This window comes from Microcystis sp. LE19-195.1E (genome assembly GCF_027532095.1).
In the GTDB taxonomy this organism is placed as follows: domain Bacteria; phylum Cyanobacteriota; class Cyanobacteriia; order Cyanobacteriales; family Microcystaceae; genus Microcystis; species Microcystis aeruginosa.
Window position 1 is genome coordinate 1 of record NZ_JAPZSZ010000269.1, and the last position, 18,785, is coordinate 18,785.

Below are 18,785 nucleotides of genomic sequence, written 5' to 3' on the forward strand. Positions count from 1 at the left end.
GATTGTTTGTGTTGCTGTTCCTCCCCATTTTACTAGCCAAGATTGTTCAGTTTGTGGGACGAGAGTTCAAAAATCATTAAGCACTAGAACTCATCAATGCCCCAATTGTAAAACAGTCTTAGATAGGGATCATAATGCAGCCATCAACATTCTTAAAAAAGGGTTGCAATATTTGGGAAATCATCTCAATGCCTCGACTTCGCTCGGCATTGACACTGAGCGAAGTCGAAGTGTCAACGGTACTGTTGGGCAAACAGAAACCGACCCAAACCCCCCACCCCCCCTGCCCCCCCGACATCGGGGGGGGGCGGGGGGGCAAGGGGGGGGGAGAGTCCGACCTCTGGGTTTTTAATGGAGACATTGAGAATTTAAGCCGTCTCGTTGAGCAAGGAATTTCCGATAGTGATAGGTCAAGAATCCCCCGTCACAGCGTAGCTTGACGGTGGGAGTATGTCAAACGCGGTTAATAGGACAAAATTAACCGGACATATCGAACGGAGTCTTTGATCTAGATGCTTAAAGACTGATTGAGGATAAAATACCCAGTTTCAATGGACAAGAGCTTATCGAAAATTTGGGTTTAACCCCATTGACGCGACCATCTTAAAAAGGTGGCGTGGTGAGGAATCACCGTCCGTTTACGGCGGTGAGGATGTCAACTAATGGCAAGGAGAGAGTTAAACGGCTCTCTCCTTAATTATTGCTATTCGTCGTCGTCGCTGGCACCAACTTGCTTGAGATGAATATGTTTTCTCCCCAAAGTAATTTCAAATTCATCTCCCGGTTTGAGTCCCATTTTTTTGGTGTAGGCCGAACCGATTAGGAGATTATTATTGGATTGGACACTGATCCGGTAGCTGGCCGAGCGCCCACCTCGTCCGTGTCCATTGGCACTGCTATCTAAGTCAATTCCCTCGGCATCGATTAAAGCATTGAGAAATTTCATCATATTAACGCGTTCAATACCATTTTTTGTCATGGTATAGTAGCCGCATTCCCGAGCTTTTTCCTCTTTGCTGAGGTTGCCTAGCTGTTTAACTTTCTCAATTAGTTCGAGGCCAGTCAGGGGTTCTGGATTAGTAGTTTTGTTCATTTAAGTTCGCGGCAGATAAGTAAAGGTTAGGGTCATCAAGGCTAGTCGAGGAGAATTGCTCCCCCTGGCCAGAAACAATCGGGTTACGATTGATCTCTACACTCATCTTACACGGTATAAACTAAAAATTATCACTTGCTTGAGGAAATTGATTGTAATTGATTACAGGCTATCTCTCGATCGAAATCTTAACAGAATTTACCAATGTTGATCGAGATGCTGAGGGAAGGGAGGTTAACCTTTCTGTCATCAATGAGGGCAGGGGGTAGGATAGAGATCAAGAGGTAAAAATGAGGGATAATGAAGCTAACAACTAGGGGTCACTATAGTGTTAAAGCCTTGCTGGATCTTAGTTTACAAGCTAGAGGAACTCCCGTCTCGGTAAAATCGATCGCCCTGCGTCAAGATATCCCGGCCGCTTATCTAGAGAAATTGCTGATAGAAATGCGACGAGCGGGGTTAGTTCGCTCCTTTCGGGGAGCGCAAGGGGGTTATCAATTGGCCAGGCCGGCAAATCGTATCTCGTTGGGGCAAATTCTGGAGGCAGTGGGAGAGACGATCGAGCCATTATCAGGCTATCATCCCAGGGACGAACAGGCAGAAGATTGGGTGACATTTACTATCTGGAAACACCTACACGAGAAATTAAAAGAGGCCCTAGGGAAGATTACCTTAGCCGATTTATACTACGATGCCCGTAGCTGGATCGCCGCTAGGGGAGAGGAAACCAGCTTTATTGTTTAGTAGTTTAGAAGTTATGACAGCAACAACACAAGCAAAGATTTATGGGGGGGGTTGTCACTGTGGAGCGATCCGTTTTCAAGTGGCGATCGAGCATGATCAAGCTCTAGACTGTAATTGTTCCATTTGTCAGAAAAAAGGCTTTCTGCATCTGATTGTTCCTTCAGCACAATTTACCCTCCTAAGCGGTGAAGATTTTTTAAGTACCTATACATTTAATACCCACACGGCCCAACATTATTTTTGTCGTGTTTGTGGTATTCATCCTTTCTATCGTCCCCGCTCCCATCCTGACGCTATAGATATAAACCTGCGCTGTTTGGAGGGCAATGTCTTAGGCGATTTTCAGATCCAGTTCTTTGATGGGGCTAACTGGGAAGACAATATTGAGAAAATTCGGGATATCGATGGGAAAAGGGAGTAATTGTGAAGGAAGCGGCAACGGCGATCATTTTAGTATTAGGGGCGGTTTTAGATTATCTGGTCGGCGATCCTTGGGGATGGATTCATCCAGTGCAGGTGATGGGGGCGATTATTGCCGTTGCCACAAAAGTTATCCTTAATTGGACGCGGGAAAAAATTCGCCAACGTTTAGCGGGCATAATTCTGGGACTAGGTTTAATTATCTTGGCCGGGGTTTTAACTTGGCTAGGAATCCAATGGTTAGGTCAGGTCAATTTGCTGCTGAGTTGCCTAGTACAAATGATTCTCTTGGCTAGTTGTTTAGCCGGTAGAAGTTTACGCAGGGCTGCCGAAACAGTCATCGCACCTTTACAAGCTGAAAATATCACCTTAGCTCGTTGCCAACTAAGTTTATACGTTGGTCGCGACACAGATAATCTCGGCCGGGAAGAAATCCTCCGCGCCCTATTAGAAACCGTCAGTGAAAATGGTGTGGATGGAGTTACCGCGCCACTTTTTTATGCCCTTCTCGGTGCTTTTCTGGGGGTGGGGCCAGTTCCCCTCGCTTGCGCTTATAAAGCTGCTAGTACCCTCGATTCGATGATTGGCTATCGTCGGCCACCCTACACCCATATGGGTTGGTTTAGTGCCAAAAGCGAGGATGTTTTGACATGGCTACCTTGTCGTTTAACGGTATTAACTCTCGCCCTAATTTCGGGCCAGCCGGGGCGGGTTTTAAGCATTTGTTGGCGCGATGCCCGTCGGGATCCTAGTCCTAATTCTGGTTGGAGTGAATGCGTCTATGGGGCGATTTTGGGGGTGCAATTGGGGGGTAAAAATCAATATCGAGGCCAGATTGTGGAAAAACCTTTATTGGGCGATAACCTCAACCCGATTACCGTCAAAACCGTCGAACAGGCTTTGAATTTAACTCGTACTTGTGTATTACTTTGGCTGGCGATCGCTGTCAGCTGCTTGATTGCTAGAGATTTTGCTCAATTTTAGCGACCAGAGGCGACGGCGTTGACGGGATTGACGCTGCCAGTAACGGATAATCAGGGAGAAGGTCAAGAATAGGGATTGCAGTATCTGTATCTGTCCGCAGAGACGTTGATAGTTTTGTCTGAGATAATAGGTTTTCGCCCCGGCGATGACAATATATTCGGGGGCGGGGTAAAAAATGTGGTGTAAACGTCGTTCCACCCGGTTTAAAATTTTGGTCACTCGCCCTAAAATCCGCCGCAATTGCCACAATTTCCAGACTAGAAAGCAATTAAATAAAGTTAAGCCTAGATTGAAGCCGAGGACAAAAAAGAACATGGTCGAGGCGATGGTCGAGTTATGCCAATTTTAACCCACATTCCCCACTTCAAAGTGTAGGGGAAAGAAATCTATTGACGCTCCCGTCGCCCTAAAAAGGGGGTCTTTTTCCTTTATCTTTCCGAAAGTCCTTGACTTGTTTTAGTTTTTCTATTAAGCTCAACATATATTTTAAAAGTTGCCGGTCACTTCTCATTTTACAAAGACAGTGATCGCTTTTACTTTTGATATTCTGATGGGAGAATGAAACAGCCCTAGGACAAGGGGGGGAGAGATTTAGCTAATCTAAGGATAGGCGGTTAAAATGCGTCTTAGCTGACTAAATCCTGTTTGAAAGGTCGATTTAACGTCCGAGGGCGTGTAATCCGTTAATAATTTCGGCACAGCGCTCGGTAACTGCCTGTAAAGCTTCTCTTTTGTTAGAAATCGGTGGCGGCAGCACTTCCCCGATGCGAATAGTCAAGGGGATACTATGGGGAAAAGAAGAACCTTTTTGAAAAATCTTTTCTGTCCCCCACAAACTGACGGGTAACAGGGGAACTCCCGCTTTAGCGGCAATCATCGCCGCGCCTAGTTTTGGTTGATGGATCAATCCGTCCTCGGTACGCGTTCCCTCCAGAAACAATCCCACTGCCCAGCCCGCCGCTAATGCTCCCATCGCCGCCCGAATTGCCCCCCGATCACCACTGCCGCGTTTGACGGGATAGGCCCCATAAAGAGCGATCGCCTGTTTTAAAATCGGGATGGTAAATAATTCTTCTTTAGCCATATAAGCTACGGGACGACGCACGGCACAGGATAATAGGGGTGGATCGAAGTAACTGGCGTGATTGCAGACGATAATCAGAGGATGACGCCGGGGGACATTTTCCACTCCGTAAACGCGACCGCGAAAATAGCCGTGTAGGGTTGGGCTAACGATCGACCATTTAAAGAGATGATATAAAACTAAACTGGCAAAAGGTTCTCGCTCTTGAGGCTGGTTCATGACTGACAACTGTTCCCTAGACATGGAAAAGCCCTCGGGAGTCTTGCCGTGTTTCGACCCCAAGGACTTTGCTTTCTTCTCACTCCTCACACAATTAAAATATATAGCAATTTATGGGTTAGGGAAAGGTTAAGCGTGCCGCTTTCTTAACTGGCATAATTACTTAGCTAGGGTTGAGAGCGGCAAAAGGATTAGCAAGATGTGTCCGACTAAATCCTGTTTAAAAAGTATAGGAAAGTCGAGAGGGGTCAGTGGGGAGCGGCATAGCAGCAAGCGGGGAGAAACAATCCATAACTTGGGAGTTAATCGCACTATTAAAAACGGATTTGGTGTAATTAATTTTGCTTAGGTATTGAAAAAAAGTTGGGTTAAAATATAAAGGCCAAATCTAGTCAGAAAAAGAGAATTTTTATGGAAAAACAGGTAAATTGTGCTGTAGATTGCCTAAATGGTTGTATTTTAGGCGATAAATGCCCCAATCAAGCTCATGCCGCTGAAGCAGCCAAATTCATTGCCGAAACTTCTTTGGAAAAGATGCTAGAAATGGCAGAAGCCGCTAGACTAAAAAAACTGACGCAACCGACCCAATGGATTATTCCCGATGATTTCTAGGGTTTGGCCGGGGAACGGGGAACGGGGGTTAGTTCGCACCTTGCCGACAAAATTGGCTACAGTTCCCCTGGGGTGCGGGGTAATACGGCTCGGTTAAGCCTAAAACTCTGGTTGAGACTGCATGGGAGCGGGGAGCGGCTATGGACAGAAATCTTAAGAAAATCTTTAATTAGAGCTTGCTGAATAAATCTAATACTAAATCCGGTTATTAAAGACTGATTATTTATTCCCCCTTTTGCATGAGTGCCTGTCCTCATCAGTAGCTTATACTCAACGGATTTAGTATAAAAACCTTGTTGGATAAGACTTTTAGACTTTTTGTCAATCAAAAAGTACTGGCCCTGGGAGTGAGCGGGGGGAAAATTCAGGTACTTTTTCCCTGAAAATTAGGTAGGGTTGGCTGAATAAATCTAAAAACCTTGTTGGGTAAGACTTTTAGACTTTTTGTCAATCAAAAAGTACCCGGCATGGGAGTGATCAGGGGGAAAATTCAGGTACTTTTTCCCTGAAAATTAGGTAATTGGTCACCTCAAAACTGGTAAAACCCCACACCCCACACCCCACACCCCACACCCTGCCCCCAGGAAAAACTTTTTGCCGCAAACCCTAGGTAATTGACCACCTGAAAATCGGTAAAACCCGACCCCCCACACCCCACACCCTGCCCCCAAGAAAAACTTTTTGCCGCAAACCCTATTTATTCTCCCTTCTCCCCTCTCCCTTCTCCCCTTTCCCCTTTCCCTTCTCTGCAATAATTACTCGCAGCCAGAAATCCATTGGGCTAATATCATACTTTGTGCTTTTTGTCAAAAAAACTTTTTTTTTGCAATAAAACTACACAAAAAAAAGATCATCGTTGCCCGTGAAATTGACTGATTTACCCGTCTTAATTAGGATCACCCTGTAGGTGTGGCAAGGGTTTCAACCATTGCTACCCAAAAAAGCACAGAATAACCGATTATGAAATTCTATCAAATCGCTGTCACCATTGTAACATCGTTGTTAAATAAAAATCTTTCTCAATTAATTCTTAAGAATTTGTAAATATTGCGGAATGTTAATTTAAATATTCTCAAGTTTTTGGAGTCAGTAAATAATTTTTACTTATCTTTGTCGAACATTGGGTGAGGAGTCAGGAATCAGGAGATAGGGGGGTCACTGCTTGCGCGTTGCGGGGGGTTTTGGGGTGATAGGGTGATGAGACAGCTTCCCCACTTCCCCAATTCATAATTCATAATTCCCAATCCATCACTGATGACTGAAAACCGAGACAATTTTCTGAGGACTTTTTTTAATGGTGGAAACCGGATCGGGGTCATTTTCTTCCCTAGCCACGCGGATTAAGAGGGCGGCTAAAAAGAGACTGGCTAAACTGGAACTGCCGCCATAACTAAAGAGAGGGAAAGGTAAGCCGGTAGTGGGTAAAGAACCAGTGGCCACACCGATATTTAACAGGGATTGACCGATTAAAATTACCATCGCCCCGATCGCCACTAATTTTTTGATGCGATGACGACATTTAACCGCCACGATCAGGGCGAGAGTAGCGTAGAGAAATAGCATGATTAACAGTAAAATACCGCCAATAAAACCAAATTCCTCGCCAAAGACAGCAAAAATAAAATCCGTATCTGGGAAGGGTAGATAAAATAATTTTTGTTGGGATAAACCGTAACCGCTGCCGGTGGTTCCGCCAGAACCGATCGCCAGTAAACTCTGCACTAATTGATAACCATCACCCCGGGGATCCTGCCAGGGGTTTAAGAAAGACAAAATCCGTTTTCTCTGGTATTCGCGGAAAGTAACACTAACCACGGCCATAGTTAAACCCAGTAAAGCACTGCTGGTCATGTAGGATAAAGGCAGACCGGAGGCAAGAGCGATCAGCCAGAGAGTTATACCACACAGAGCAGTGGTACTCAAGTTAGGTTGTAAGAGGATGCCCGCTAGAATTAGCCCAAAAATAGCGATCCAAGTTAACCGTTGATTGACATTTAAACGCGGCCAACCACCGAAAACCGCCGCCCCTTGCAGGACGAGAAACGGTTTCATAAATTCCGACGGTTGCAAGAGAATCGGCCCGATTTTAATCCAACGGGTGGCACCGTTGATATTAGTTCCCAAACCGGGGATGAGAGTGATCAAAATTAATCCTAACACTAATAAAATCATCCAGGGTGCGATTTTGAGGAGTTTCTCGATCGGCAATCGCACCAGGAAATTAAAGCCAATTAAGCCAATCCAAAGCCAGATTAATTGGCGGATAAAATAGTATAGTCCGTTATCAAAGCGACTGTCAGCTAGAGCGTAGGAAGCGGAAAAAAGCACCACTAACCCGACTGACAGCCACAAAAAAGTCATCCAGCGCAATAATCGCGCTTCGGCTGACCAGTTTTTCACATCGGGGTCAAAAATAGGAATAATGTATTGCCACACGGAGATTTTCGAGAAGAAGTATCTTGTACAGATTAACCGAAAAGACTAGGCTCGATCGCAGTTTGTTCCACTATCCGACGGCTACATGACCGATTAAACCCACATTTTCACCGTGCCATTCTAGGGTATCACCGATCGCCTGACCGTCGTGATAGGCAGCCAAGAGAATTTCCGCCGTTTTCCCCCAAACAATATTCCCCTGACGATCAAGGGAAATCATGCCTAGATCCCGACCATTAGTTTGGGATTCGCGCATGGATTTCTCCACGGCAGCGGCGAGGGAAAAACCATCGGTGACGCGAATGACCACCTTAGCGGCTAAACACTCATCGATAATATCTTCCCCGACCCCCGTACAGCTTACTCCAGCCCATGGATTCGCATAATTGCCAGCCGGCATGGCACTGTCACTAACGCGACCGATTCTTTCTAGTCCCTTCCCCCCGGTAGAAGTTCCGGCGGCGATGTCTCCTTGCTGATCAAGAGCCACTACCCCGATAGTTCCCCGTTGCGCTGACGAATCGGCGAATAAACGGGCCATTTTACGGTTAAAATTCGTCTTTCTTTCCTCCATCCATTCTTGAATCCGATAATCGGTGAGGGGATCATAGAGGGGAATTTGTAATTCTCTGGCCAGATCTGCAGCTCCAATTTCCGAGAGAATGCGATCCTCTTGACTTTGGAGAAATTGAGCTAGGCTAATGGGATTCTGTACCCGCGAGACGTTAATAACACCGCTTAAACGCTGGTGACGACCATCCATCAAGGCTGCACTCATTCGCACCTGACCGTCCGATTGCACCACCGAACCGGTCCCGGCATTAAATCGCGGTTCATCCTCCAGTAACATACATCCTTTCGTCACCGCCTCCACAGCACTAGCACCATTGTCAAGGAGGTTGTAAATATTCTTAACAATCCCCCGGAGAGAATCGCGGACTGATTCTAAACCACCTTTGTCCTCTAGGGAACTTGCTCCCCCATGAATAATTAACTTCGGATTTACTTTGGTCATTATTGTCCCAATATCACATTACCGATCGGATCTAAACTATCACGTTATCGCTACTCCGCTTCTCCAGTGCCGTCTTAACCGGTAAGTAGGGTTTGCGGCAAAAAGTTTTTCGTGGGGACAGGGTGCGGGGTGTGGGGTGTGGGGTGTGGGGTTTTACCCATTTTCAGGGGTTCAATTACCTAATTTTCAGGGAAAAAGTCCAGGGATTTTGCCCCGATCACTCCCAGAACCGGTACTTTTTGATTGACAAAAGATCTAAAAGTGTTACCCAACAAGGTTTTCAGATTTATTCAGCCAACCCTAATTACTCACCGTTCGCTCCTTTCTGGAAGCGAGAATTTGCTCAATTGTCTCAAATACAGTCTAGCCAACACATTGACCGTTCTCACCGAAATTTATCAGTACATAAAGACTATTTTGAGGTTAACGAATTGATTGGGGATTTGAGTGGGTAAGTGCCAATCGACTCCCTCAAAGCCTAATCATCAGCGATCCTTAAAAAGAGGGCGAACGAGGGGACTCGAACCCCCGAGTGGTGGAACCACAATCCACTGCCTTAACCACTTGGCTACGCTCGCCGTACATCTATCTACTATACCAGAAAACGAATCGTTGACAACAGGTTTTTTATCCTAATTCGGGCTATGGTTAGGGTTAGTGAGTGATGATTTGAGAGCTTATGAAATTGGCGCGGTTAGGGGGAATGGTGGTAGGAGTGGTTTTAGGGGGAATTGCGGGGATATTGCTGACAACTAACCCCAATCGTCAAGATTACGAACAATACGCTTCCCAGAGGTTAACTAGCTATCTTAAGGATAATGTCTGCGCTCGGGCGCAAGCTTCCATCGAGGTGCAGGCTCTCTTGCGAGGTTACTGTAAAATGTTGGTGGATACGGGTCATCCTTTTTTACAAGAAGCGATCGCCACTAACACCACTAGAAAGAATTTTGTCATTTTCAGCGTTTATCAAACGGAATTATCGTTCCCTCCGCCTTTACCTAGTTATCACTTCAGCACCGTCGGTTTTTTGAATAAATTATACATCTATGAAGCTTTAGAATTGTAGTCAGGCAATTGAAATTTTCCGAGAGTAAATCCTGATGGTAGTGATTTTATTGTAGTGGTGATAGCTGAAATTATTAAAGCCGAAACAGAAAGAGCAGGAAGATTTATTATCGCCTGTTCTCGACAAGGAAAACCTATCGGCGGAAGAAATGCTTGATGAATATAAAGCACAACAATCTTGTGAACGAGGATTTAGATTCATTAAAGACCCCTTATTTCTAGCAGATAGTGTCTTGGTGAAAACCCCAAAAAGGATAGAAACAATGGTTTTTTTAATGGAAATATGCTTATTAGTATATAGTCTGGGACAAAGAATGTTAAGAGGGGAACTACAAAGGAAAGGTGGAAAAGTCAAAAATAAACTTGGTAAAGCCACAGATAAACCAACTTTAAGATGGATATTTCAGATTTTACAGGGGATTCATTTAGTCAAGATTAATGCTCAAAGCCACATCAGTAATTTAACTGAGGAGATTCTTGATATTCTTGAATATTTTTCGATTTATTGCCAAAATTACTACCAAGTAAGTTGAGAATCAAATTGAGCAAATTCAGTTTAAGTCAATCCCAGAAAAAACTTTTTCCCCGAAAAGTGTCCAATAAATTAGGCCACTTTAGTTTAACCATGTCTAACTTGAGCGATCCTTGCTTCTGTCAAATTATTCTTGGTGAAGTCAGATGTAAAAATTCTCTAATCTCAACAAATTTTGTCGGTTCAATCAGTTTTTCTTGGTGGCGTTATTGCGACTTAATCATAAAGTGCGGAATGTGGGTTTTAATCTCTAGTGATATCCAATCCTGTAGTGGATTGTTTCAGCTAATTTGGTGTATTAGAAAAATGCTATAAATTCTATAATCTAAGATTTTAAGCCGAAATCTATTGCCCTATTTTAGTTGAAACAGTCCAGTAGGGTGCGTTACATTTCATTAACGCACCTTATTACTGTTTTGAATGCAGTTCCAAATTTTCAGTTGTTAAAAAGTATTTGTCAAATGATGATGAACTTTAACGAATCAAAGTAATAGTAATTCCCAGAGATAAACTGGTCCATACTTTATCTGCTGTTAACACAGGTAAATTCAAGCGTTTACCTAAAGCAAGACAAGCACGATCTCCTAAGGATAATCCTGCACTTTTAGTTAAAACTCGAAATTTAGCTATAGTTATAGCATCTTCCTCATTGCAAGCAATAATTTCTAGACTATTTTGTAATAATCCTTCATCTCTCAATCGTTTAATAATTTCCTCTGGGGATTCTCCTAAGTCAACAATTTTCGATAATACCTCTACCCAATTAATAATACTGATATAACACCCATTAATCAAGGCATTTTCTACAATTTCTGCTCCTAGTTCATCTCTAAGATAAGCTAAAAAGGCAGAAGCATCTAACACATATTTATTCACTTAAATACTCCTGTCTGCGTTCTTGAATAAGTTCATCTACTAAATTTCTATCAGGTGATTTATTTTTTAATAAACCTCTTAATTTTTTAACTTGATTTTTGAGACTAACTAATTGCAGTGTTCCATTATCTTCCAGAGTTAAGATTAATCTATCTCCAGATTCTAAATTAAGAATTTGTTGGATTTCTTGCGGTAAAGTTAAACGTCCTTCTGGTTCAATATCAAGTATGTATTGTTGAGAAAGTGATGAATTAGCAACTGTCATAACTTTATATTTCCTTGTTTTATACCTATTTCTAGTTTAGCAAAAATTCTAAAAGTTAATCCTGTAGGGTGCGTTAATGAAATGTAACGCAAACAGTGAGTTTTGGAAACACTCACGCCCGAATCACAGTAATTCTATATTGATTTTCTGTCACCACAACTTCAGTTGATAATCTTTCTTCCATTGGTAAGGCATTTTTCCGCCTATCAAAGATAAATAACCAACCAAAATCTAAACCCAAACGCCCTAAATAAGACTCTAATTGTTCGATCCCATCAGCTTGAGGATCGCGTTTTTTATCCCGCCATACTTTTAATTCAATCCCTAAAATTACATCTTTATAACTCAGACATAAATCCATTCTATCACTACCAATTGCATATTCCCTTTCTAAAACTCCCCCACCATTAATAACACGATGTAAAAAAGCCATTAATACTATATGTGGAGCGATTTCATGATAGCCTGTACTACCTAATAATGGTTCGACCTGTTGTCGCCAAAATTTGAGAAATGCTGTTAATAAAGCAGCTAGATTTAATTCACCTTCTGGGGTTAACCAAGTGGGTGCAATCATTGGTAAAGAAGCCATTGGTGTCACAGTTAACACCCTGGGTAAAACTTCCCTATAAATGGGATTAGCAATAGTTAATCCTCCATAGGGGTGCATTTTACATAATCCTAAATCAATGACAAATTGAATATCATCATTAGGTATATTTCCTAATTCTAAACCTGCTAACATCGGTTCAATAATGGCTTTAATTCTTGGTTCTCTTAACCTTTCAGCTAAACTATCTAAATGAGTATCCTGACGAGCAATTAATATTTCTTTGGCTGTTAAAATGTGTTCTTTGGTAATAGCAATACTTCTATCTTTTACCATTTTTTCTACAATTTCTTTAGCTAAAGCATTGACTAACCAAGGTTGTCCTTGAGTTAAATCAAACGCTGTTTCTATTGCTTCTGGTGTGAAAATTTGTCCGGTTGCTGCTGTATGTTGTTGATATAATTCAACCACTTCTGCAAGATTAAAATTTCGCATAGTCAGAGAAGCAACTTTAATATTAAAAGGACTAGATGTATTTAATCTATCACTACCACCAGATGCTACTTTATAATCTCGCACATCTCGTAAACCAATTAATCCTACTGAGGTCGGGAAATTTTCTGGACGGTTAGGAAAACCATCTCTTAACTGTCGTAAAACTGATATTAATGTTTGGTCTTGTAAAGAATCAATTTCATCTATAAATAATACTAAAGGTCGGTTTAAAGATTTTGCCCAACCTGTTAAAAAATCATTAATTCTATTGCCTGGTTCTTCCTGTTGCCATTGTTTAACAGGTGGTTGTAATTCTTTGGGTAAGCGGATATTTATTGTATTATACCAAGTTCCTAAAATTGCTAATTCTGCGGCACTGGGATCATGATTGAATGCACTTCCTACTTCCACTGATACCATGACTGCGGCATAATTTCCAGTATTAGTAAGTTGTTGTGCTAGGGCTAACATTGCGGTGGTTTTCCCCGTTTGTCGTGGTGCGTGAAGGACAAAATAACTACGTTGTTGAATTAGCTCCTCTAAATCTGGTAATCGTACTGTGGGAGAGAGCATATAGTGGATATCGTCTTTACAGGGACCGGCAATATTAAACCAGCGAGTCATAGAATTTTATTATTTAGTGGACATTTTGATTTTAGATGATTTTGGTGGGGTTTTTGATAGCAGGAAGGAAGAGGTGATGATCGGCAATACTTTGTTATGCTTGATTATGATCAATTATTGTTATATAAGGGAATAATGCGCTGATTTTACGTTTGCTCATAGGTAGTGATACTAAATCTGGTTATTAAAAGTGGCATTAATAAACCTCTTGCATAATTAATTTTTGACGCTTCAAAAACGGCAAAAACAAGGATTAAATTCCATAAAATCTGTAAATAGACCGTTTAATTGATTATTATTCATTCTTAATTCTCCTGACTCCTGACGACCGGCTACTGACTCCTAACCCTAACAACAATTTTTGATTTTTACCAGAGGTCTAATATACAAGACCTTGATTGTTGATAGCTTACTGGTATAATGTTGGAGCGCACTGGTATTGTTAACTTCCATGACCATCGTTACCGAAACCCGATTGAACTGTGGTGACAGAAGATAAGTTGATGATCAAAATTGAAAATCTTAAGCTAATTGCTAAAAATTATGGCCGCTGAAATTATTTGTGTAGGAACGGAATTATTATTAGGGGATATAGTTAATACTAACGCCCAATATTTAGCCCTAGAATTGGCAAAATTAGGCATTCCCCATTATTATCAAACGGTGGTGGGGGATAATGTAGAAAGACTGAAAAAAGTGATCGCTATTGCCCGAGAACGTTCTTCAATTTTAATTTTTACTGGCGGACTCGGACCGACTCCCGACGATTTAACTACAGAAACAATCGCCGATTTTTTCCAAACGCCCCTCAGGGAAGATCAGGAGATTTTAGCAGAAATCGAGGCTAAATTTACGAGCTTAGGGCGAGAAATGCCTCCTAGTAACAGTAAACAGGCTTTAATACCCATGGGAGCCGATTTTTTGCCAAATCCGACGGGAACCGCCCCTGGCATGATCTGGCAACCACAGACTAACGTGACTATTCTCACTTTCCCCGGAGTACCCTCAGAAATGAAGAGAATGTGGGTAGAAACGGCGATTCCTTACCTAGAAAGTCAAGGATGGGGCAAAGAGAGGATTTATAGTCGTTACCTCAAATTTCGCGGTATCGGTGAGTCAGCTTTAGCGGAAAAAGTTGCCCATTTATTTGATCTGACTAATCCCACCGTTGCCCCCTATGCTAGTTTAGGCGAAGTGCGTTTGCGAATTGCGACCAAAGCCCCTTCTTTAGAGGCTGCTTTGCAGGTAATTGAACCGGTAGCGACGGAAATTAAGGAAATCGCCGGATTAGATTATTTTGGGGCTGATGATGATACTTTACCTGCGGTGGTGGGGGAACTTTTGCGGCGGCAAAAACAAACTTTGAGTGTGGCAGAATCCTGTACTGGAGGGGGATTAGGGGAAATTATCACCCAAATCGCCGGCAGTTCCGATTATTTTGGGGGTGGGGTTATTTCCTACGATAATCGGGTAAAAGTTGCCCTCTTAGACGTAAATGAAGGGGATTTAAATAATTTCGGGGCTGTCAGTGCCATTATTGCCCAACAGATGGCGCTAGGGGTGCAAAAACGCCTCGCTACGGATTGGGGGATCAGTATCACGGGTATTGCCGGACCAGGAGGAGGCAGTGAGACAAAACCCGTGGGCCTAGTTTATATCGGTTTAGCCAGTCCTGAGGGAAATGTTACCGTATCAGAGCATCGTTTCGGAGAAAATCGAGATCGCTTGACAATTCGCCAGATTAGTGCTTATACCGCCCTTGATCGCCTACGCCGGAATTTATTAACAATATCTTAAAAAAGAATTGCCAAGAATATATACTCAGACTAAAAAGTTATGTTAAGCTTAATATAAATACAAGATATAGATTCCCCCGCTCGTCAGATTTAACAGCCAAACGATGAAAATTAGTTAAAATTCTCTAGAATCAAGCTGTTGCGGGGATCAATCGACGAAAACTCATAGCTAGTATCTCAAAGGAGCCATTTGGTCAATGGACTATTTAGATGAAGTGATAGACAAGTTGAGAGAATGGGCGCGCAAACTGATCGAGAGTGTTTTTGGTCCGGAACCCGAACCCGAACCCGAACTGATCCCGATCCCCGTGCGCGATCACAGTCGATAAAGCCACCGGTAAAACAGAATATTGCGATAATATCAGTGCAAACTTACTATGAGTCTGCACTTGATTTTTAGGTGAAGCCAAGTCTAGCTTAGAGCAGGCTGAATAAATCTAAAATTTAGACTTTTTGGAAATCAAAAAGTACCAGATATGGGAGTAAGCGGGGGTAAAATTCAGGTAATTTTTTCCTAAAGATTAGGTAGGGTTTGCTGAATAAATCTAAAAACCTTGTTAGATAAGGCTTTTAGACTTTTTTCCCTCAAAAAGTGTTGACCATTGGAGTGATCCGGGGTAAAATCCCTGGACTTTTTCCCTGAAAATTAGGTAACTGACTACCTCAAAATCGGTAAAACCCCACACCCCACACCCCACACCCCACACCCTGCCCCCACGAGCAACTTTTTGCCGTAAACCCTAGCTTAATTTGGTGACGATTTGATTATTTAGTAACAATTCTTGACTGAGTAAATCTTCCACATTAATCCGCAGAAAACACTGATCATCAATCCAGAACTGCACTTTAATGCGATCTTTGCCCCGCAAACCTAAAGGAGCGAGTTGAGCGATCGATCGGGCCCCCTCGCGATCATTTAAGGGTTGGACGCTAGTTTCTCCATTACCGAGGGAACGAGTAATTAATTTATCACCATCAAAATAGACCTCGATCGCCCCCCTTTCTGTGCCCAATTCGCCGATAATTAATTCAATGCTAGGTTGATTGTCCACGGAAGCACCTAGGACTAATTCCACGGGTTTTTCCATGGGATAGGGTTGTCCAGAGTTAATAATCGGATGCCAAGCGTGGGCATTTTGACGACGATTCCAGTAACGAATCCCGTAGCTATGATAGAGAAAATCTTTGACTTGATAACCTTGGGCTAATTGTAACGCTCCCAAAGCGATCGCTTCAAAGGGTCGATCCTCTTTAATTTTACTACTATCAAAATACTGTCGCACCCAATCTTTTACCGCCGGAATTTGTACAGTTCCCCCGACTAATAACACCGCATCGATATCGCTAACTTCAACTCCATTGCGTCTTCCCTGTTGCAAAACTCCCGTCATTAAATCATCTAATTGATGAAAAAAGTTTTGTTGTTGGAGAATATCGGTCAATTGTTCTCGATCCAAGCTTAACTCGTAACTCTCGAAATTTTCCTCATCAAAATATACCTCCTCGGCGGTTAATTGGGAAGAAAGTTTAATTTTTAATCTTTCTGCTAGACGAGTAGTCAGGGAAGTTTTCGCTAAAGATTGCTTTTGGGCAAAATAATCGACAATCCAATCGTCGATATCTGACCCCCCTAAATTTGTCCCCGCCTTGGCTAAAACTCTCGCTAGTTTAGTTTTTTGGGCAGAATTATTGCCTAAAAGTTTTTCTCCCCACTTGAGAATAAAACCTTGATTTTTTTGAGGATTATCTAAATCTAATTGTACCAAAGAAAGATCGAGGGTGCCACCGCCAAAATCTACCACTAAAATCACTTGATCCCCAGTAGTTCCATAACCCAAAGCGGCGGCCGTGGGTTCATCAATTAGTCGAATTTGTTCGATTTCCCACCCCTGACAAACATTGCTTAACCAATTGCGGTAACTTTCAAAACTATCGACGGGGACGGTTAAAACTAGAGATTGAGGGGTTTCCGGGGCGGTGTTTTTTAATTGGTCGATGATGCTATCGAGAAACCATTGGCCAACCCCCTCGAAACTGAGGACAGTTTCCTCTAATTCAGGTAAAAATCCTTGAATTTTTGCCCCGATACCTCGTTTAAAGCGACGAAAAAAACGCGGATCTCGATCGATATCTAAACCCCGATCCCGTACCGCTTGACCGGCAATTACTTGCAGGGGATTGGCTGATTTAATATAGAGTAAACTGGGAATTAGGGGGGGATTGTCGACTATTTGTTGGGATAACTCCGATAATTTGACGGTTTCGGCCCTATTTGTCGCCCCATTCCAACGAGTAATGACGGTATTACTGGTTCCGAAATCAATAGCGTAGAACACGATCGATGGTTTTTAGGTAAATTTAGTTAAGTATTGGCTATTGTAACCTGTTATTTACTGAACCCACCCGATCGAGGTGGAAGTTTCCCCAAAAAATCGGGAATTTGTTCAGCGCAAGCTAAAGAAGTCTGAGCAAAAACTTGACAAATAATCTTTAATAGTATGTATGAGTTGCACCTGATCAAAGGACTATGTTAGCAGTTACTACCTCACCCGAAACCCTCTCCTTAGAAATTCCTAGCGCGATCGCTCTCTCTATCACCCTTGAACAGTTTGAAGCCCTTGCTATGGTCAACCGTGACTTAAAATTAGAACGTACAGCCCAAGGAGAATTAATCGTGAATCCCCCGACAGGTGGCGAATCAGGACAGCGTAATTTTAGCTTAACGACTCAACTGGGTCGCTGGTGCGAAGAAAATGAAGCTTTAGGAGTCGGGTTTGACTCTTCCACCGGATTTATACTGCCAAATGGGGCGATTCGTTCTCCTGATCTATCTTGGGTGAGTCGAGAACGCTGGGAATCTTTAACCCCTAAGCAGAAAAAAGGATTTATTCCCCTCTGTCCCGATTTTGTGGTCGAATTGCGGTCTGAATCTGATAGTCTTGACAAATTACAGAAAAAACTGCTCGAATATAGGGAAAATGGGGCAAGGTTAGGCTGGTTAATCGATCCCCAGAATCGGCAAGTTGAAATTTATCGTCAAGGAAAGGAAGTGGATATCTTAGAAAATCCCACTGATTTATCGGGTGAAGATGTTTTACCCAATTTTAGCTTAAATTTAAAGCTCTGATGTTTTCAGGAGTAATCCTGCGATATTAGACTTCTGGCAGAAGTCAGGCAAGAGGCAACAGGCAAGAGGCAACAGTGGCAAGAATCGCCGATTGCTCTATCATATTTTTGGGTCATCATCAAATGAGCATCGAAAAGTCTTTAGTCTCGTCAGGTAAAAGTCTTTATCAAGAAGATTTCTACGGATGGTTACAAGAAACCGCTAACTTGCTCAAAGAACATCGTTTTGAAAAATTAGACTTAGAAAATTTAATCGAAGAAATTGAAACGATGGGAAGGAGTGAAAAACGAGAACTAGAAAGTCGCTTAACCGTCATTGCCGAACATCTGCTTAAATTGACTTACTGGCTAACTGAAAAGGAAACAAATGCTCAGGGGTGGCGCAGCACAGTTGTTGAACAACGCCGACAAGTTCAACGCTTATTAAGAGAGAGTCCAAGTCTGAGAAGATTGATTCCTGAAATCTGGATAGATTGTTACCAAGCAGCCAGAGAAGATACTGTCAGAAAGTATCAACTTGCTGCTGATTTATTCCCGATTGAATCACCCTTCACCCTTGCAGAAATCCTTGATTATGACTATCTTCCTTAAAACTGAAGTTTGGTATTTGGTCCATGAATACAATGCCTAACAAAGCCAAGCTTTAAACGGCAATCACTACCTCTGATTTACCAAATCAAAGTAAGATTTAAACTAAATTCTGGCAGCATATTTTCCCCCGATAAACTCTCTGGATTAGTTAAAATTTCTACTGCCTGTCCTTGACGATAAATTTCCACTTCTCTAGTTTTTCTATTGATTAACCAACCTAAACGAGTCCCATTATCTAAATATTCCTGCATTTTTTTC

General features: G+C 42.5%; 19 protein-coding genes, 1 tRNA gene and 2 pseudogenes. 11 read left to right on the plus strand and 11 right to left on the minus strand.

Translation table 11 applies throughout. The features are described from left to right. A pseudogene (locus O9300_RS15075) lies at positions 1-440 on the plus strand (zinc ribbon domain-containing protein); the annotation flags it as partial. 263 nt (positions 441-703) lie between these two features. Here O9300_RS15075 and O9300_RS15080 read toward each other — a convergent pair. Beyond that, positions 704-1,093, minus strand: a complete 390-nt coding sequence (locus tag O9300_RS15080; protein ID WP_002798186.1) for an AbrB family transcriptional regulator — start codon at positions 1,091-1,093, stop codon at positions 704-706. A gap of 300 nt (positions 1,094-1,393) precedes the next feature. On the opposite strand from O9300_RS15080, the gene O9300_RS15085 reads away from it, so the two are divergent. From O9300_RS15085 to cbiB, 3 genes are read left to right on the plus strand one after another with little or no spacing between them, the layout of a single operon-like run. Next, a complete protein-coding gene (locus O9300_RS15085) occupies positions 1,394-1,837 on the plus strand; it encodes an Rrf2 family transcriptional regulator (protein ID WP_287972486.1) in 444 nt (147 codons plus the stop codon). Then, positions 1,785-2,258: a GFA family protein gene (locus tag O9300_RS15090; RefSeq protein WP_002757336.1), complete on the plus strand. Its 474-nt coding sequence runs from the start codon at positions 1,785-1,787 to the stop codon at positions 2,256-2,258. The genes O9300_RS15085 and O9300_RS15090 overlap by 53 nt, the downstream gene beginning before the upstream one ends. A 2-nt stretch (positions 2,259-2,260) precedes the next feature. Then, entirely contained in the window at positions 2,261-3,241 is a 981-nt protein-coding gene (cbiB, locus tag O9300_RS15095; RefSeq protein ID WP_287972489.1) for an adenosylcobinamide-phosphate synthase CbiB, read from the plus strand. On the opposite strand, the gene O9300_RS15100 is transcribed toward cbiB, so the two are convergent. Continuing rightward, positions 3,182-3,556, minus strand: coding sequence for a hypothetical protein (locus O9300_RS15100; protein WP_147070800.1), 375 nt, complete (start codon positions 3,554-3,556; stop codon positions 3,182-3,184). The two genes, cbiB and O9300_RS15100, sit on opposite strands and share 60 nt — an antisense overlap. 343 nt (positions 3,557-3,899) lie before the next feature. Continuing rightward, positions 3,900-4,568, minus strand: a complete 669-nt coding sequence (locus O9300_RS15105; RefSeq protein WP_002798183.1) for a lysophospholipid acyltransferase family protein — start codon at positions 4,566-4,568, stop codon at positions 3,900-3,902. Positions 4,569-4,955: 387 nt separating this feature from the next. On the opposite strand from O9300_RS15105, the gene O9300_RS15110 reads away from it, so the two are divergent. Next, positions 4,956-5,156, plus strand: a complete 201-nt coding sequence (locus tag O9300_RS15110) for a hypothetical protein (RefSeq protein WP_002798182.1) — start codon at positions 4,956-4,958, stop codon at positions 5,154-5,156. Positions 5,157-6,404: 1,248 nt separating this feature from the next. Here the strand turns inward: O9300_RS15110 and O9300_RS15115 are convergent. From O9300_RS15115 to O9300_RS15125, 3 genes are all read right to left on the minus strand, one after another. After that, positions 6,405-7,592: an FtsW/RodA/SpoVE family cell cycle protein gene (locus O9300_RS15115; RefSeq protein ID WP_287972494.1), complete on the minus strand. Its 1,188-nt coding sequence runs from the start codon at positions 7,590-7,592 to the stop codon at positions 6,405-6,407. 70 nt (positions 7,593-7,662) lie between these two features. After that, on the minus strand, positions 7,663-8,607 hold the full coding sequence (locus O9300_RS15120) for an isoaspartyl peptidase/L-asparaginase (protein WP_002757342.1): 945 nt from the start codon (positions 8,605-8,607) through the stop codon (positions 7,663-7,665). A 505-nt stretch (positions 8,608-9,112) separates the two neighbouring features. Next, positions 9,113-9,185, minus strand: a tRNA-His gene (locus O9300_RS15125). Positions 9,186-9,286: 101 nt separating this feature from the next. On the opposite strand from O9300_RS15125, the gene O9300_RS15130 reads away from it, so the two are divergent. Further along, positions 9,287-9,673 carry a DUF4359 domain-containing protein gene (locus tag O9300_RS15130; protein WP_287972497.1) on the plus strand — a complete coding sequence of 129 codons (387 nt, stop codon included), beginning with the start codon at positions 9,287-9,289 and terminating at the stop codon, positions 9,671-9,673. Between the two features lie 63 nt (positions 9,674-9,736). Next, positions 9,737-10,205: pseudogene (locus O9300_RS15135) on the plus strand (IS1634 family transposase); the annotation flags it as partial. 473 nt (positions 10,206-10,678) lie between these two features. On the opposite strand, the gene O9300_RS15140 reads toward O9300_RS15135, so the two are convergent. The 3 genes from O9300_RS15140 to O9300_RS15150 form a co-directional block, all read right to left on the minus strand. Beyond that, positions 10,679-11,080 carry a type II toxin-antitoxin system VapC family toxin gene (locus O9300_RS15140; protein WP_147070850.1) on the minus strand — a complete coding sequence of 134 codons (402 nt, stop codon included), beginning with the start codon at positions 11,078-11,080 and terminating at the stop codon, positions 10,679-10,681. Next, a complete protein-coding gene (locus O9300_RS15145) occupies positions 11,073-11,345 on the minus strand; it encodes an AbrB/MazE/SpoVT family DNA-binding domain-containing protein (RefSeq protein ID WP_002790479.1) in 273 nt (90 codons plus the stop codon). The genes O9300_RS15140 and O9300_RS15145 overlap by 8 nt, the downstream gene beginning before the upstream one ends. 112 nt (positions 11,346-11,457) lie before the next feature. Beyond that, positions 11,458-13,014: an AAA-like domain-containing protein gene (locus tag O9300_RS15150; RefSeq protein ID WP_287972500.1), complete on the minus strand. Its 1,557-nt coding sequence runs from the start codon at positions 13,012-13,014 to the stop codon at positions 11,458-11,460. 543 nt (positions 13,015-13,557) lie between these two features. Here O9300_RS15150 and O9300_RS15155 point away from each other — a divergent pair. Next, positions 13,558-14,811, plus strand: coding sequence for a competence/damage-inducible protein A (locus O9300_RS15155; protein ID WP_287730539.1), 1,254 nt, complete (start codon positions 13,558-13,560; stop codon positions 14,809-14,811). 196 nt (positions 14,812-15,007) lie between these two features. After that, positions 15,008-15,139: a hypothetical protein gene (locus O9300_RS15160; RefSeq protein ID WP_002757361.1), complete on the plus strand. Its 132-nt coding sequence runs from the start codon at positions 15,008-15,010 to the stop codon at positions 15,137-15,139. A gap of 411 nt (positions 15,140-15,550) precedes the next feature. On the opposite strand, the gene O9300_RS15165 is transcribed toward O9300_RS15160, so the two are convergent. Next, the gene (locus O9300_RS15165) at positions 15,551-17,146 is read right to left on the minus strand and encodes an Hsp70 family protein (protein WP_287972502.1); all 1,596 of its coding nucleotides are present in this window, start codon (positions 17,144-17,146) and stop codon (positions 15,551-15,553) included. A gap of 191 nt (positions 17,147-17,337) precedes the next feature. Between O9300_RS15165 and O9300_RS15170 the strand changes: the two genes are divergently transcribed. Next, complete coding sequence (locus O9300_RS15170) at positions 17,338-17,937, plus strand: Uma2 family endonuclease (protein ID WP_287972503.1); 600 nt, start codon at positions 17,338-17,340, stop codon at positions 17,935-17,937. A 122-nt stretch (positions 17,938-18,059) separates the two neighbouring features. After that, on the plus strand, positions 18,060-18,527 hold the full coding sequence (locus tag O9300_RS15175) for a DUF29 domain-containing protein (protein WP_287972504.1): 468 nt from the start codon (positions 18,060-18,062) through the stop codon (positions 18,525-18,527). 77 nt (positions 18,528-18,604) lie between these two features. On the opposite strand, the gene O9300_RS15180 is transcribed toward O9300_RS15175, so the two are convergent. Next, positions 18,605-18,785: Uma2 family endonuclease (locus tag O9300_RS15180; protein WP_287972506.1), on the minus strand; the 181-nt coding region annotated here is incomplete at its 5' end.